This window comes from Stenotrophomonas sp. YJH_SMC_43, assembly GCF_059372535.1.
This window is the reverse complement of the sequence record NZ_JCAFVQ010000003.1, coordinates 622,825-637,326: the sequence shown is the minus strand read 5'-3', so window position 1 is coordinate 637,326 and position 14,502 is coordinate 622,825. Positions and strand designations below refer to the sequence as shown.

At 67.0% G+C, this 14,502-nt stretch carries 14 protein-coding genes; 7 read left to right on the top strand and 7 right to left on the bottom strand.

Annotated elements, in window-relative coordinates:
- Positions 1-426 precede the first annotated feature (426 nt).
- The 4 genes from AC5QAH_RS15080 to AC5QAH_RS15065 form a co-directional block, all read right to left on the bottom strand.
- Positions 427-990 (bottom strand): TlpA family protein disulfide reductase, encoded by a 564-nt coding sequence (locus AC5QAH_RS15080; RefSeq protein ID WP_495232434.1) that lies wholly within the window; start codon positions 988-990, stop codon positions 427-429.
- Positions 987-3,368, bottom strand: a complete 2,382-nt coding sequence (locus AC5QAH_RS15075) for a protein-disulfide reductase DsbD family protein (protein ID WP_495232433.1) — start codon at positions 3,366-3,368, stop codon at positions 987-989. The genes AC5QAH_RS15080 and AC5QAH_RS15075 overlap by 4 nt, the downstream gene beginning before the upstream one ends.
- Positions 3,365-3,703 (bottom strand): divalent-cation tolerance protein CutA, encoded by a 339-nt coding sequence (gene cutA, locus AC5QAH_RS15070; protein WP_010481118.1) that lies wholly within the window; start codon positions 3,701-3,703, stop codon positions 3,365-3,367. The genes AC5QAH_RS15075 and cutA overlap by 4 nt, the downstream gene beginning before the upstream one ends.
- Before the next feature lie 68 nt (positions 3,704-3,771).
- Positions 3,772-5,562 carry an endonuclease gene (locus AC5QAH_RS15065; RefSeq protein WP_495232432.1) on the bottom strand — a complete coding sequence of 597 codons (1,791 nt, stop codon included), beginning with the start codon at positions 5,560-5,562 and terminating at the stop codon, positions 3,772-3,774.
- A gap of 351 nt (positions 5,563-5,913) precedes the next feature.
- Between AC5QAH_RS15065 and AC5QAH_RS15060 the strand changes: the two genes are divergently transcribed.
- On the top strand, positions 5,914-6,201 hold the full coding sequence (locus tag AC5QAH_RS15060) for a co-chaperone GroES (protein WP_019338944.1): 288 nt from the start codon (positions 5,914-5,916) through the stop codon (positions 6,199-6,201).
- Positions 6,202-6,282: 81 nt separating this feature from the next.
- Positions 6,283-7,932: a chaperonin GroEL gene (gene groL, locus AC5QAH_RS15055; protein ID WP_312661793.1), complete on the top strand. Its 1,650-nt coding sequence runs from the start codon at positions 6,283-6,285 to the stop codon at positions 7,930-7,932.
- 116 nt (positions 7,933-8,048) lie between these two features.
- On the opposite strand, the gene AC5QAH_RS15050 is transcribed toward groL, so the two are convergent.
- The 3 genes from AC5QAH_RS15050 to AC5QAH_RS15040 all read right to left on the bottom strand — a co-directional run bounded on the left by AC5QAH_RS15050 (position 8,049) and on the right by AC5QAH_RS15040 (position 10,549).
- A complete protein-coding gene (locus AC5QAH_RS15050; RefSeq protein ID WP_049413040.1) occupies positions 8,049-8,315 on the bottom strand; it encodes a hypothetical protein in 267 nt (88 codons plus the stop codon).
- A 73-nt stretch (positions 8,316-8,388) separates the two neighbouring features.
- Positions 8,389-9,552, bottom strand: a complete 1,164-nt coding sequence (locus AC5QAH_RS15045; RefSeq protein WP_053443581.1) for a serine hydrolase domain-containing protein — start codon at positions 9,550-9,552, stop codon at positions 8,389-8,391.
- Between the two features lie 67 nt (positions 9,553-9,619).
- Positions 9,620-10,549: an aspartyl protease family protein gene (locus AC5QAH_RS15040; RefSeq protein ID WP_495232431.1), complete on the bottom strand. Its 930-nt coding sequence runs from the start codon at positions 10,547-10,549 to the stop codon at positions 9,620-9,622.
- A gap of 106 nt (positions 10,550-10,655) precedes the next feature.
- Between AC5QAH_RS15040 and AC5QAH_RS15035 the strand changes: the two genes are divergently transcribed.
- From AC5QAH_RS15035 to AC5QAH_RS15015, 5 genes are all read left to right on the top strand, one after another.
- Positions 10,656-11,363, top strand: a complete 708-nt coding sequence (locus tag AC5QAH_RS15035) for a response regulator transcription factor (protein WP_313269844.1) — start codon at positions 10,656-10,658, stop codon at positions 11,361-11,363.
- A 32-nt stretch (positions 11,364-11,395) separates the two neighbouring features.
- A complete protein-coding gene (locus AC5QAH_RS15030) occupies positions 11,396-12,694 on the top strand; it encodes a sensor histidine kinase (protein WP_043397593.1) in 1,299 nt (432 codons plus the stop codon).
- A 72-nt stretch (positions 12,695-12,766) separates the two neighbouring features.
- A complete protein-coding gene (locus tag AC5QAH_RS15025; RefSeq protein WP_010481135.1) occupies positions 12,767-13,267 on the top strand; it encodes a MarR family winged helix-turn-helix transcriptional regulator in 501 nt (166 codons plus the stop codon).
- Positions 13,264-14,004 (top strand): DNA alkylation repair protein, encoded by a 741-nt coding sequence (locus AC5QAH_RS15020; RefSeq protein ID WP_159360624.1) that lies wholly within the window; start codon positions 13,264-13,266, stop codon positions 14,002-14,004. Before AC5QAH_RS15025 ends, AC5QAH_RS15020 begins: the two co-directional genes overlap by 4 nt.
- A gap of 55 nt (positions 14,005-14,059) precedes the next feature.
- A complete protein-coding gene (locus AC5QAH_RS15015) occupies positions 14,060-14,398 on the top strand; it encodes a DUF6616 family protein (protein ID WP_010481139.1) in 339 nt (112 codons plus the stop codon).
- Positions 14,399-14,502 lie beyond the last annotated feature (104 nt).

Genomic DNA, 14,502 nt, shown 5'->3' with positions numbered 1-14,502 from the left:
GCAAGACCAGGGTTGGGCGTCCTGCCCAACCCGCCCGAGGCATGCCTCGGGCCCATGCGGCTCACGCCCCCTCAACCGGACCCACCCCGCCTTCGACAGTTTTCCGCGATCTGTCGGAACGGCGTTCTGCTTTGGTGGGTGCCGACCGTTGGTCGGCACGGGGTCTGATTCTGTTCTGAATATCGATATCTGACAGATGTGTCGACCAAGGTCGACACCTACCAACAGCCGCGAAGATCTGTCAGAGGTGGGGCGGTGTCGGAGTGCGGGGTGTCAGCCGCATGGATGCGGCTGCCAAGCTTACAGGGACGTACTTGCAGCGTCCCCGCACTCCGACATCGCCCCGCCAACCCGCGGAACGCCCGCTTTGGCTGTTGGCGTTGCATTGAGCCGGGTGCAGGGCTGCAAGCCCTGCAAAAAGCCCCCTCACTTCACCCAGCTGTCGATCTCGCCGTGGGCGAATGGTCCCAGCTTTGCCTTCACCAGCCGCCCTTGTGCATCGAACAGCACGCTGTAGGGAAGCAGGCCCTGTGTATTGCCCAGCTGCACGCTGGCATCGCGCAGCCCCGGGGTCTCGATCACGATCGGGTAATCCACCGGGACACGCTGCAGGAAACCGCGCACGTCTTCCGGGGTATCCAGTGCCAGGCCCAGCACCTGCACGCCGTTGTCGCCCTGGGCATGGGCGAAGCGGGCAAGCTCCGGCATTTCTTCCACGCACGGAGCGCACCAGCTGGCCCAGACATTGATCAACAGCGGGCGACCGGCAGCGTGCTGGCGCAGGTCCAGCGGCCGGCCATCAAGATCGGGCAGCGACAATGCGGGCAGGCTGTCGCCAACCTGCAAGGCGGGTGCCGCAGCCGCAACGGCGGGCGCCGCTGGCATGGCCTCAGGCGCAGCCGGCGCAGGAGCCAATCGATGCCCGGCCCACAGTCCAAGGCCGGCGGCCAGCACCGCTGTCCACAGCAGCGCTGGCCGTTGCCACTTCATCGTGCGGTGCGCAGCAGCGCTTCCTCGACCACCGCCTGGGTCAGCAGGGTCGGCAGCACGGTCGGCGGTGCGCCCGGGCCGTACACGACGTACAGCGGCACGCCCACGGCCTTGTGCTCTTCCAGGAACGTGGTGATCTGCGGATCGACGTTGGTGTAGTCCCCGCGCATGTACACCGCGTTGGTGCGCTTGAGCAGTTCCTTGAACTCCGGCCGCGACAGCACGGCGCGCTCGTTGGCCTTGCAGCTCACGCACCAGTCGGCGGTCATGTTCACGAACACCACGCGGTTGTCGGCGCGCAGGCGGTCCAGCAACTGCGGCGAGTACTCGACCACGTTGTCGCTGGCGGCCTGTGCGGCGCGTGCCGGCGGTGCCAGCTGGGTCACGCCCCAGGCGGGAACCAGTGCACCGATCGCCAGCAGCACGCCGAGCAGGGTCACTGCACGCGAACCAGTCCAGCGGTTGCGCTCGAATAGCCACAGGCCGAAGGCCAGCAGCAGCAGGCCACCCAGCACCAGCGCCATGCCGTCCACGCCACGCTGCTTGCCCAGCACCCACAGCAGCCACAGCGCGGTGGCGTACATCGGGAAGGCCAGCACGTGCTTGAGCGTCTCCATCCACGGGCCCGGCTTGGGCAGGCGGCGCGCCAGTGCCGGCACGAAGCCGATCAGCAGGAACGGCAGCGCCAGGCCCAGGCCGAGGAACAGGAACACGGTCATCGCCTTCAGCGGCGGGGCAATGAACGCGTAGGCAATCGCGCCGCCCATGAACGGGCCGACGCAGGCACTGCCGACCACGCAGGCCAACGCACCGGTGAAGAAATCACCGGCCGGGCCACTGCGGCTGGCCAGCGACTGGCCGAGGTTGCCGATGCCGCCGCCGAGGGTGAACACGCCGGACAGGCTCAGGCCCACCGCGAACATGATGTAGGCCAGCACCGCGACCACGCCCGGGTGCTGCAGCTGGAAGCCGATGCCGACGGCGTTGCCGATCGCGCGCAGGCCGACCATCAACGCGCCGATCACCGCGAACGCGACCAGTACGCCCAACGTGTACCAGAGGGCGTGGCTGCGCGCGCGCTGCGGGCTTTCGCCACTCTGCGCCAGGCTCAGCACCTTCAGCGAGAGGATCGGCAGCACGCAGGGCATCAGGTTCAGTACCAGGCCACCGGCCAGGGCCAGCAGCAGCACCCAAACGAACGAACGGTCCGGATTCGGCGTGGTCGCCGGTGGGCGCGTGCGCAGGGCGTTGTCACCGCGCGCATCGGCAGCGAACTCATCGCCGTTTTCGGCGCCTGCAACGGCCGGGGTGCTGGCATCCGTATTGGGCACCGTCGGCAGCAGGCGCAACGGGGCGCCGTTGGCGGCTTCGCGTGGTGCGCCGCTGGCGGTAGGCAGCGGACTGATCACCTCGTTGCGCGGCGGCGACTGATCGGTGCTGGCGTTGATCTTGCCGGCCGGGATCAACAGCTTCACCCGGCGGGTCATCGGCGGGTAGCAGATGCCATCGGTCTGGCAGCCCTGGAACGTCACCACCAGGGTGCTGTCGACCGCATCGGCGACGGCGCGGCGCAGCGGCAGCGGCACTTCCACCTGGTTGAAGTAGACCGAGACATCGCCGAAATGCTCGTCGCGATGCGACTGTGCGGCCGGCCAGCGCAGCTTGTCGGCCAGCACGCCGGTGCTGCCGTCCAGCTTCACCGAAGTGCGGTCGCGATACAGGTAGTAGCCCGGCGCCGGGCTGAAGCGCAGCAGCAGGGTGTTGCCGTCACTGGCGATGGCATCGAAGCCGAACGCCTGCTCCGAAGGAAGCGGCAGCGCCTGGCTGTTGCTGGCGGCACCCGGCAGGCGCAGCCCACCGCTGTTGCCGGCACCGGCCAGCGGGTTGTTGAACGGGCTGGTGGCGCCGGCACGCGTGGCCGGCGCCGCGGCCTGTGCGCCGCTACCGGGCAGGGTGACCTGCACCACGCGCTTCTGCGGCGGGTAGCAGACACCGGCATCGGCGCAGCCCTGGTAACGCACTTCCAGGCTGATGGTGCCGGCGGCGTCGGTCGGCGTGCCGGGCAGGGTGGCCTGCAGGCGTTCGCGATAGGTTTCGACTTCGCCGAAGAAATCGTCGTGGTGCTTGTCGCCCTTGGGCATCTGCAGCGCGCCGGCGTTGAACGCCGGATCAGCCTTGACGCTGGTGCGGTGGCGATACAGGTAGTAGCCGGGTGCGATCTTGAACTGCAGTTGCACCTGGCCGCGTTCGGGGGCGGTGGCGGTCAGCGCGAACGCCTGGTCCACCGGCAGCAGGTCCTTCTCATCCAGGGCGAAGGCGGGCAGCGAGAGCCACATCAGGGCGCACAAGGCGGCGCCACGCGCAAACAGAGTCTTCAATCAGTGTCCTCTCGGGTCTGTGCCCGGATCCAGTCCAGATACGCCGGCAGGCCGGCCCGGGTTTCGACCGCGATGCACTCCGGGAGTTCATACGGATGCAGTTCGACGATCCGGGCAATCGCGTCATCGACGCGGCTTGCGGTGGTCTTCACCAGCAGTTGCAGCTCGGCGTCGGTGGTCACCTCGCCCTGCCAGCGGTAGGTCGACTGCGCGCCATCGAGGCGGGTCACGCACGCGGCCAGGCGCTCGCCGACCAGCGCGTGCGCGATGCGCTCGGCACTGGCCCGGTCCGGGCAGGTGGTCAACAGCAGCAGCACGGGATCGACGGTCGACATGACCGTCGAGTATAGGGCCGCCGCCGGGTCAGGGCCCGGCGGCGGCAGTGGACCGCTGCGTTGCGCGGTCAGTTGGCCAGCTGGCAGGTAGCCGGCTTGGCCGAGGTGAACAGGCCCGGGGTCGCCCACTCGGGGTGGTCGATGAACGGATTGCGGTTGCCCTGGAAGCTGAAGATCACGTCATTGCGCGCACGTTCGGCATCATCCGGCGGATCGGACAGGTGCCAGTCGATCAGCGTGGACAGCAGGCCCATGTAGGCCGGCGAACTGCTGGTCTTGACGATCTTGCTGCGGTCGTCGGTCAGCTCCAGGTCCGGCTCGGACTGGCCGGTCGCCGCATCCTTGCCGCCCTCGTAGCGGATGGCCATGTACAGCACCGCACGCGCCATGTCGCCCTTGCGCTTGCCCCACACCTCGAAGGTGCCGGTGTTGCCGTCCGGCGTGCGTACCCAGTTGGAGTTGCCCGGGTAACCGCCGCTGCCGCCGCCCTGGCCGTTGTTGGCCTCGGTGGCGCGCTCGCCGCAGTTGGCGTCGCACTTGCCGAACGGCTTGTTGCCACGGTCGGCGTTCCACTGCGCATCGGTCAGGTACAGCATGTGGGTGTCGGTGTACGGCGCGTACGGCAGGCCCTTGTCGCCGGTGGTGCTGGCAAAGCCCAGCGAGTTCGGCCAGGTGTGCTCGCGGTTGTACTTCAGGCCGCCGCCGCTGCCGGCGCGGTCGGTCACCTTGGCGTAGCTGCGGTTGCGGTACGCATCCAGGATTCTGCCGCTGTTGTTCGGATCCTCGTCGGCGATTTCCAGGATGGTCCAGGTGCTGGTGCCCGAGCCGCTGTACGGGTAGGCGGTGTGGCCCTTGATGGTGGCGTGCAGCGAGCAGCGCAGCTGGCTGGGGCTGCTGGTGTTGACCTTGGAGTAGTAGCCGGCCGGTACGCCCGGATTGCCCGGGTCGGGGTTGCCGCCGGTGCTGGCCACGGTGAAGGCGATACGGCTGTCGGCGGCCGGGTGTGCGCCCTGCAGGTCGGTGATGCGCGCGGCGCGGATATCGAAGCGGCAGGCTTCACCGGCCACCAGCGCGGTATTGGTGGACAGCTTCACGTTGCGACCGCTGGCCGGGTAGGTCAGCGGCACGCTGCCGGAAGTGCCGCAGCTCAGGGCGAAGGCGCCGCTGGCCAGGTTCACCGTCTCGCTGAACACCACTTCCAGGTCGGCGGCGGCCGGGAAGGTGCTGCTGCCCTGTGCCGGGGTGGTGGTAGACACCGACGGCGGCGTGTTCGGACCCGGGGTGCCACCACCGCTGAAGGTCTGGCCGTTGTTGCAGCTGCCGAAGGTCTGCCTGGCCGACTCGGCCCAGGTGAAGTGGGCGTACTGGCTGCCGCTGCCGGTCAGCTGCAGCGAGGTGCCCGGCGCTGTGCTGTTGGTCTCGGCCACCGGAATGTTCTGGCTGGTCATGCCGGCGGCAGGGCCACCGGAGGCGGTGATGGCGCCCTCGTAGCTGAGGAACTGGACCACCTTGCCGCTGGCATCGACCAGGGCGATGCCGTCGTTCGGGCCGTTCTGGAGGCCGTTGGTCGGGTAGCTGACCACGGCCAGGGTGGCGCTGCCGCAACCGGCGGCGGTGCCGGCCGGAACCGGGTTGTTGGCGTAAACCGTGGCGGCAGAAGGGTTGCTGCCGTTGTAGAGGTAGAGGCGGTAGCCGGACAGATCCTCACCGGCGGTGGCTACGACCTCGATCGCTTCGCCGACGTCACCGGCGGCGGTGCTGTCGTCGTAGTGCAGTTCGTTGATGAAGACCTCGGCCTGGGCCGGCGCGGCGGCCAGCGCCAGCAGGCAGGCGGCGGCAAGCGGGGACAGCAATCGCATCGACAACTCCTTGTGATTGGGAATGCGCGGCCGAGCCTAAGGCCGATCCAGTGACACTTTGTCGTAAATGAACGTCAGATATCTGACAGTGGGACATTGGTCACCAAATGTCACCCGTTCCCCCCTTGGCTTGCCGCGTTGCATCCCTATACAGGCGTCCACGCAGGGAAGGAGGTTTCCGGGTCCGGAGAAAAATTTCGGGATCGGCCCTTGAAAGGCCTGTGGAGGTCTCCATCTCTGTCGTGCTCCCGACTTGTCGGGCTTTTTCACGCGCGTTGCTGGCACTCGCCTGGTGTGACTGCTAACATCGCCGGACTTTTTCAGACCAATCAATAACTTAAGAGGTCTCTCATGAGCATCAAGCCGCTGCACGACCGCGTTGTGGTCAAGCCGATCGAAGCCGACGAAATCTCCGCCGGTGGCATCGTCATCCCCGACTCGGCCAAGGAAAAGTCCACCAAGGGTGAAGTTGTGGCCGTCGGCCCGGGCAAGCCGCTGGACAACGGCAACGTGCGCGCGCCGTCGCTGAAGGTTGGCGACAAGGTCATCTACGGCCAGTACGCCGGCAGCTCGTACAAGAGCGAAGGCGTCGAGTACAAGGTCCTGCGCGAAGACGACGTGCTCGCCATCATCGGCTGAGCCTCGGCGCGACCTGCTTTTCTGTAAGACATCCCTTTTCGTCGCCGGGCCCGGCCCGGCGCAAACATCGAGGTAATCGCAATGGCTGCCAAGGATATTCGTTTCGGTGAAGACGCCCGTTCGCGCATGGTGCGCGGCGTCAACGTTCTCGCCAATGCCGTCAAGGCCACCCTGGGCCCGAAGGGCCGCAACGTCGTGCTGGAAAAGAGCTTCGGCGCGCCGACCATCACCAAGGACGGCGTCTCCGTCGCCAAGGAAATCGAACTGGCTGACAAGTTCGAGAACATGGGCGCGCAGATGGTGAAGGAAGTTGCTTCGCGCACCAACGACGACGCCGGCGACGGCACCACCACCGCCACCGTGCTGGCCCAGGCCCTGATCCGCGAAGGTGCCAAGGCTGTTGCCGCCGGCATGAACCCGATGGACCTCAAGCGCGGTATCGACAAGGCCGTCGTGGCCGCCGTTGCCGAGCTGAAGACCATCTCCAAGCCGACCGCCGACGACAAGGCGATTGCCCAGGTCGGCACCATCTCGGCCAACTCGGACGAGTCGATCGGCCAGATCATCGCTGACGCGATGAAGGAAGTCGGCAAGGAAGGCGTGATCACCGTTGAAGAAGGCTCGGGCCTGGACAACGAGCTGGACGTGGTCAAGGGCATGCAGTTCGACCGCGGCTACCTGTCCCCGTACTTCATCAACAACCAGCAGTCGCAGACTGCTGACCTGGATGACCCGTTCATCCTGCTGCACGACAAGAAGATCTCCAACGTCCGTGACCTGCTGCCGGTGCTGGAAGGCGTCGCCAAGGCCGGCAAGCCGCTGCTGATCGTTGCCGAAGAAGTCGAAGGCGAAGCGCTGGCGACCCTGGTGGTCAACACCATCCGTGGCATCGTCAAGGTCGTGGCCGTCAAGGCTCCGGGCTTCGGCGACCGTCGCAAGGCGATGCTGGAAGACATGGCCGTGCTTACCGGCGGCACCGTGATCTCCGAAGAAGTTGGCCTGTCGCTGGAAAAGGCCACCATCAAGGACCTGGGCCGCGCCAAGAAGGTGCAGGTCTCCAAGGAAAACACCACCATCATCGATGGCGTGGGTGACAAGGCCAACGTTGATGCACGCGTGGCGCAGATCAAGACCCAGATCCAGGACACCTCCTCCGATTACGATCGCGAGAAGCTGCAGGAACGCGTGGCCAAGCTGGCCGGCGGCGTTGCCGTGATCAAGGTCGGCGCTTCGACCGAAATCGAAATGAAGGAAAAGAAGGATCGCGTCGACGACGCCCTGCACGCGACCCGTGCAGCCGTTGAAGAAGGCGTGGTCCCGGGCGGCGGCGTTGCCCTGGTCCGTGCGGTCACCGCGCTGGCCGGCCTGAAGGGTACCAACGAAGACCAGAACCACGGCATCCAGATCGCCCTGCGCGCGATGGAAGCCCCGCTGCGCGAAATCGTGGCCAACGCCGGTGAAGAACCGTCGGTCATCATCAACAAGGTCAAGGAAGGCACCGGCAGCTTCGGCTACAACGCCGCCACCGGCGAGTTCGGCGACATGCTGCAGTTCGGCATCCTGGACCCGACCAAGGTGACCCGTTCGGCGCTGCAGAACGCGGCCTCGATCGCTGGCCTGATGATCACGACCGAAGCCATGGTTGCCGAAGCTCCGAAGAAGGACGAGCCGGCCATGGGCGGCGCCGGTGGCATGGGCGGCATGGGTGGCATGGGCGGCATGGACTTCTAAGTCCCCGCGTTACCGATGCAATGAAAAACCCCGCCGGAAGGCGGGGTTTTTTTTTGGGGCCGGTCGGAATCGAATCAGATCCACGCCATGCGTGGATACCGCTCCCAGGCGGGTATCTACGCGCGGCCCTCGCGCCGCTGCAGCCACAGGTGGGCCGCCAGCAGGGCCAGCGCGCCACCCGCGATCATGCCCTGTACCCACGGCAGCTCCGTGATCGGCGCAAGCAGCAGGCCCGCCGCCATGCCGATCAGGCTGGCGCCGGCGCCCACCCGCTGCCGCCGCTGCCGATGTGCAGCCTGGCGATGGCGTGCGGCGATGCGCAGGCGCCGTGCATCCGGCTGCAACACCGCTTCGGCAATGGCATCGATCTCTGGGCGATTCATCCTGTCTCCTGCATTGCGTCCGTGTCTGCATGCTGCACGACTGCGGGACCTGTGTGCAACGGCAACGCTTCGATCATCTGACGAACGCCTTCGCCGCGCCGTACTCCCACTGCCACGGCACGCCGGTGTCGCCCAGCACAAACGCTACCAGGGCCGGGAAGGCCGCCTCTGCCCGCACATCGTTGCCCAGGATCACCACGCAGCGCTGGTGCTGCTCCACGCATACCAGCGTGTTGCCCACTGCATCGTCGTGGCCGCCCTTGTAGAAGCCTGCGCCCTGCGGGCCGAGAAACGTCACCACGCCCAGACCTGCCGCCAGGTCCTTGCGTTGCTGCGCCTTCGGCAACTCCGGTTGCAGGGTGGGGAACTGGCTGGCCGTGGTGATGGGCAGCTGCGGCCGCACCAGCTCCCTGCGCATCGGTGCGGATAGCCCGTCGCCACGCACGTAACCGGCGGCGAAGCGGGCCATGTCGGCAATGGTGGTATCCATGGACCCTGCCGCACGTACGCGGCTGCGCTCATCATGCGGTTCGGCCACACCTTCCGCCGTCCAGCCATCGGCCAGGTTGGCGGCGAAATCCTCGCGCCACATCATGCTGGTGCGGGTCATGCCGAAGCGGTCGAACACCCGCTGCTGCATCAACGCGCCCACATCCTCGCCCAGCCGCCCGCGTTCGATCACGAACTGCAGCAGGATCAGTCCCTCTCCGGAATACCCATATCGACTACCCGGATCAAAGTGGAACTTCAGGCGCCCATCGGGCTCCAGGAAGCCGAAGTTGGCAAAGCCACTGGAATGGTTGAGCAGCAGGCGCGGGGTGAGCTGGCGCCAGCGGGCATCGCCGGCCAGCACGCTGTAGTCGGCGTACTTCTTCGGTTCCGGTGGATAGTCCGGCAGCGGTTTGTCCAGGGCGGTAGCGATGCTCGCATCCAGATCGATCCGCGCGTCCTGCGCCAGCTGTGCGACCAGGTGGCCGAAAGCCATCTTGGTCAGTGACGCAGCGTACATCACGGTGTCGGTGCGCAGCGGCTCGCCTGCGGCGTTGCGTTCACCGTAGGCGGCCACATGCACCACCTTGCCGCCATCGATCACCGCCAGCGCCATGCCGCGCGCGTGGGCCGCCTGCATCAGCCGCTGTGCTTCGGCATCGATGCGAGTGGGCGAGGGCACGGGTGGCGGCGCGGCCAGTACCGCCAGCGGGAGCAGCGTCAGCAACATCAGGGTGGCACGGCACATGCGTGGAACTCCTGGTGGGGCGCACGGTGATGCTACGCCAGGCTGCCGCTGGCGTCATTGCCAGATGTCAGCTGGCCTGCGGCCGGCGCAGGCAGATCCGGGCCGCGCCGGCACCGATGTCCACCTGGCCGCCACGCATTGCATCCGCACCAAGGATCAGCGCCGGCCGACCCTCCAGGCCGATCGCCTTGAACACTGGCAGTTCGCTGATGCGGACCTCCATCGACGGGTGCTGCCAGCCGCTGCCGGTCATGCCGGGCAGGGTGTACAGCCAGGTTGCCTGCTTTCCGCCGCCCAGGCCTTCGGTGCCCTTTTCACGCACCCGCACCCGCGCGTCGCTGCCGTCGGTGCGCAGCCCCAGTGCGCGGGCTGCTTCGGCGTTGAGGATGGTCTGCGCGGCACCGGTGTCGACCACGGCGATGGCGTCCACCGCGGGCGCGCCCAGTGCAAGCCTGATGAAGCCGAACTGGCGCAGGCCGTCAGTGCGGCCGGGCAGCGCATTGGGCTGGCAACCCGGTCCTTCCAGGTTCAATCCACCGGGTGTCCACAGCGCCAGTTGATTGCGGCCGAAGTCCCAACGGGTGTCCCAGCGTCCGGTCAGATCGTTGCCGATCAAGCCGTCAATGGCCGGATCATCGCCCTTCGGCAACGACGATAGATCGACCTTCATGGCTTGGGCCTGCAGCTGCCAGCTGCCCAGCTGCCAGGACGTGCTGCGTATGCGCTGCAGCCGCGCGGAAGCTGCACTTGCCCCTTGGGCCTGTGATACCTCTGCATCCGCATCCTCCAGACCATAGCGCCGCACGACGCGGTCATCGACCAGAGTGGCGCCTGCCGCGCTGTCGACCACGAAGCGCAGCGGTTCGGCACGCCCGTCCAGCGACACGGCCACGGCCGGATGACCGCCCTGCATCCACATCGGCAGGATGTGTTCGGGGGGATCGGACGCCAGCGCAGGCAGCGGGGCAGCAAGCAGGAAGAATGGGATGAGGCGCAAGGGAAGTCTCCGCAGTGATCATGGGTGACCATTGGCGCGCAGCGGCGTATCGCGGGAATATCGGCGTTGATACCGTCCTGATACAGACCTGCCTGATACTGCCCGCATGACGACTCCCGCCCGTGTCTTCGTTGTCGATGACGACGCCAGCATCCGTGATGCCATCGCCGATTGCCTGCTGCTGCACGGCTACCAGGTGCGAGTGGCTGCCGACGCAGCGGCGCTGGATGTGCTGCTGCAGGTCGAACGTCCGGACCTGATCGTGCTTGACTGGATGATGCCCGGCGAGGATGGACTTTCGGTCTGCCGCCGATTGCAGGCGCGGGCGATCCCGATCCTGATGTTGTCGGCGATGGGCAGCGCACCGGACAGGGTGATCGGCCTGGAGATGGGCGCGGACGACTATCTGGCCAAACCGTTCGATCCGCGCGAGCTGCTGGCGCGGGTACGTGCGCTGCTGCGCCGGCAGGACAAGCTGCGCGCGCAGGTCGCCAGTGAACTGCGCTTTTCTGGTTGGCGGTTGCTGCCGGAACAACGTCGCCTGCTGGCCCCGGATGGCAACGAGCTGGTGCTCAGCCGTGGTGAATTCAGCTTGTTGCTGGCGCTGGCCGAACGCCCCGGGCGGGTGCTGGGGCGCGAGCAGCTGCTGCAGCTGAGCCGTGGCGAGCCCAGTGACAGCGTCGACCGCGCGGTCGACCTGGCGATCAGCCGCCTGCGCCGCAAGCTCGGGCAGGCTTCACCCGGTGCGGAATCGCTGGTGCAGACATCGCGTGGCGAAGGCTATCGCTTCGACGCCGAGGTACAGCTGCTGTGAGCAGCCGGTGGCCGACCGCGCGTTGGATCACGATGCTGGCCCTGGCCAGCCTGCTGCTGGCGACGCTGGTCAGCGTGGCGGTGGTTGGGTGGATGCCTCGGCCCGCGCCGCCACCGATGCGGTTGGACCAGGCCGTGCAGGTGCTGCGAGGGGAACAGGCCGCGGCACCACTGGGCCTGCATCTGGCGACGCAGGATGCGCCACCACAGGGCAGTGCCAGTGACTGGCTCACCCAGTTGGCGGCGCTGCAGATGGGTTTGCCGGCGAAGGAGGTGCGCCTGGTCTGGAGCGGACAGGGCAAGGCGCCTGATGTGCAGGTCATCGAAGGCGGCGCTGTGCTCGACGCCACGGCGCGGGTCGGTGTACTGAAGGCGCAGGCCGCGCTGCTGACCGCGATGCAATGGCCGCCGTTTGAACTGGGCATGCGCCAGGCCGATGGCCGATGGCAGGTGGTGGGTAGTGACCACAGCGATCTGGCGGCGTGGCGCCGGCAGGTCGTGCTGGCGCTGCTGGGCGGTGCCTTATTGTTGGCGCCGCTGGCGGCGTGGGCATCGATCCGGCTGGTGCGTCCACTACGACGCTTGGCCGATGCCAGTGCACGTGTGGACCTGCAGGCCGAAACACCATTGCCGGACGACGGCCCACGCGAAGTACAGATATTGGCTGCAGCGATCAGCACCGGGCGCGTGCGCCTGCGCGAACAGGCCCAGGACATGACGCGCATGCTGGCCGCAGTAGCGCACGACCTGCGCACGCCGTTGACCGGCCTGCGTCTGCGTGCGGAGTTCGCACCGCCACCGCAGGCGGCGCGGATGGTGGCCGACATCGAACGCATGGATACGATGATCGAGCAGGTGCTCGACTACGCACGCGGCGAACTGCAACCACTGCAGTTACGGCCGCTGGACCTTGCCGCGTTGCTGGAGGAATGCGTGCAGGGTGCCCTGCTGCGCGGCGTCGAGATCTCCATCGAGGGACCGGACACCTTGCCGTGGCAGGGCGACGCGCTCCTGCTGCGGCGGGCGATCGACAACCTCATCGACAACGCAGACCGCTACGCCGGTGCCGTAGACCTGCACATCGCCATGGAAGGCAGTCGCATGCAGCTGGATGTGATGGACCGCGGTCCGGGCATCGCCGAGGACGACCGCGCACGCCTGCTGCAACCCTTCCAACGCAGCGAGAGCTCGCGCAGCCGCGCCACAGGAGGGACCGGCCTGGGCCTGGCGGTGGCGGCCAACGTCGCACGACGGCATGGGGGCGAGCTTCTGCTGCTGCAGCGTGACGGCGGCGGACTGATCGCACGCCTGCTGCTGGGGCCGGTTTCCTGATATCGCCTTGATACTGGCGTTGGAGCCTTGTTTTGCAATATGATTAGGCGCCTAATCATGTTGGAGAGAGCCATGCTGGAAGCCAAGCACAGTGCCCTTCTGGATGAAGCGCAACGACGCGGCCATACCGGCGTCGCGCAGCTGCGCCTGTGTTTCCAGCTGCTGTCGCTGTCATCGGCCATCGACCGCGACTGCGCCACGCGCCTGGCGCCGCACGGGCTCAGTGAAGGGCGTTTCATCGTGCTTTTCCTGCTGCACGGCGCGGGTGGCACGCTGCCTCCGCATGAACTGGCCGAGCGCGCAGGTGTCACCCGCGCCACGATCAGTGGCCTGATTGATGGCCTGCAGCGCGAAGGGCTGCTGCAGCGGCGCAGTGACGCCGAAGACGGCAGGCGCCTGCAGATCGTGCTGACCACACAGGGGAAGTGCCTGGCCGAGACGCTGTTCAACCAGCACACGCAATGGATAGGGGGCTTGTTCAGCGGGTTGGACGCGGAAGAACAGCAGCACCTGTCGCGATTGCTGCATAAGGTCTGGCAGCACACCGATGCCGGACGAGAGCCTGCAGCATGAGCCCGGCGATCGCGGCGCAACGGCTGCATGCACTCAACACCGGCCATGCCCCCACCACCCATCTGGCCGAATGCCTGGCAGTGGATTTCGCCGCGCTGCTGCAGGTGGTGGCGCCTGCGCTTGCACCGGAAGCGCTGCAACGCATGCAGGATGCCTCAGGCAAGGGCATCACACTGCGCATGGCCTTGGCTGCGCAACTGCTGCGTGAGGCGGGGCAGGGCGATCCCGTGCAATGGCAGGACCATGCGTCCGACACCGTGCGCGGCTGGGCCTGCTACCTGATCGGCAGCGATGCCCGCGCGACGTTGGCAGAGAAGCTGCAGCAGATGCGCACGCTGGCCGACGATCCACACTTCGGTGTGCGCGAATGGGCGTGGCTGGCGCTACGCACGGACATCGTTGCCGCGCCGATGCAGGCGCTTGAGTACCTGCAACCGTGGACACAGGAAACTTCGCCGTACCTGCGCCGCTTCGCCTGCGAAGCACTGCGTCCGCGCGGTGTCTGGGCCACACATATCGCGCTGTTCAAGCAGCACCCTGAACATGCATTGCCGATGCTGGAAGCACTGGCTGACGACCCGGAACGCTACGTGCAGGATTCGGTCGGCAACTGGCTCAATGATGCCGGCAAGACTCAGCCGAAGTGGCTGCGCGTGCTGTGCACGCGTTGGCAGCACGAGCGCCACAGCGACGCCAACGCCTACATCCGCAAACGCGCACTGCGCTCGCTCCGGTAGTGCCGGATGCTGGCCGACAAACCCGCAACCCCGTCAACCTCAAGGAAGAACCACCATGTCGCACACCTTCATCGAGCTCTATACCGCCACGCCGGCCTGGACCACACTGCCGCCCGAGCAGCGGAATGCCTTCTTCGCCCGTATTGGCGCCGGCATGCAGCAGTTCGATCCAGCCCGCATCACGCCGCTGGCGATGGGCCGCATTGCCAGGGACGTACCGCATAGCAGCGATGAACAGTTCTATGCGGTCTGGCGCTGCGCGAGCCGCGAGGAGGTCGATGCGCTGGTGGCTGGCATTGCCGCTACCGGCTGGCATGAGTACTTCACCACCACCCATGCGGTAGGCGCGATGGACAGCATGGCCCAGCACTTGGCCGACCTGGCCGCCTTGTAGCGGGGCGGCAGACGCCGGCAGATCCCGGTCCTCGGCATGGGTGGCACATGCGCCTGTCACCCGGACGCGGTAAACAGGACATTGCCCATGTCCATCCGCAGGGA

What these genes read in the sequence shown, in the direction of transcription:
- AC5QAH_RS15080 (WP_495232434.1), bottom strand. Translation starts at nt 990, where the DNA reads ATGAAGTGGCAACGGCCAGCGCTGCTGTGGACAGCGGTGCTGGCCGCC.
- cutA (WP_010481118.1), bottom strand. Translation starts at nt 3,703, where the DNA reads ATGTCGACCGTCGATCCCGTGCTGCTGCTGTTGACCACCTGCCCGGAC.
- AC5QAH_RS15065 (WP_495232432.1), bottom strand. Translation starts at nt 5,562, where the DNA reads ATGCGATTGCTGTCCCCGCTTGCCGCCGCCTGCCTGCTGGCGCTGGCC.
- AC5QAH_RS15060 (WP_019338944.1), top strand. Translation starts at nt 5,914, where the DNA reads ATGAGCATCAAGCCGCTGCACGACCGCGTTGTGGTCAAGCCGATCGAA.
- groL (WP_312661793.1), top strand. Translation starts at nt 6,283, where the DNA reads ATGGCTGCCAAGGATATTCGTTTCGGTGAAGACGCCCGTTCGCGCATG.
- AC5QAH_RS15050 (WP_049413040.1), bottom strand. Translation starts at nt 8,315, where the DNA reads ATGAATCGCCCAGAGATCGATGCCATTGCCGAAGCGGTGTTGCAGCCG.
- AC5QAH_RS15045 (WP_053443581.1), bottom strand. Translation starts at nt 9,552, where the DNA reads ATGTGCCGTGCCACCCTGATGTTGCTGACGCTGCTCCCGCTGGCGGTA.
- AC5QAH_RS15035 (WP_313269844.1), top strand. Translation starts at nt 10,656, where the DNA reads ATGACGACTCCCGCCCGTGTCTTCGTTGTCGATGACGACGCCAGCATC.
- AC5QAH_RS15030 (WP_043397593.1), top strand. Translation starts at nt 11,396, where the DNA reads ATGCTGGCCCTGGCCAGCCTGCTGCTGGCGACGCTGGTCAGCGTGGCG.
- AC5QAH_RS15025 (WP_010481135.1), top strand. Translation starts at nt 12,767, where the DNA reads ATGCTGGAAGCCAAGCACAGTGCCCTTCTGGATGAAGCGCAACGACGC.
- AC5QAH_RS15020 (WP_159360624.1), top strand. Translation starts at nt 13,264, where the DNA reads ATGAGCCCGGCGATCGCGGCGCAACGGCTGCATGCACTCAACACCGGC.
- AC5QAH_RS15015 (WP_010481139.1), top strand. Translation starts at nt 14,060, where the DNA reads ATGTCGCACACCTTCATCGAGCTCTATACCGCCACGCCGGCCTGGACC.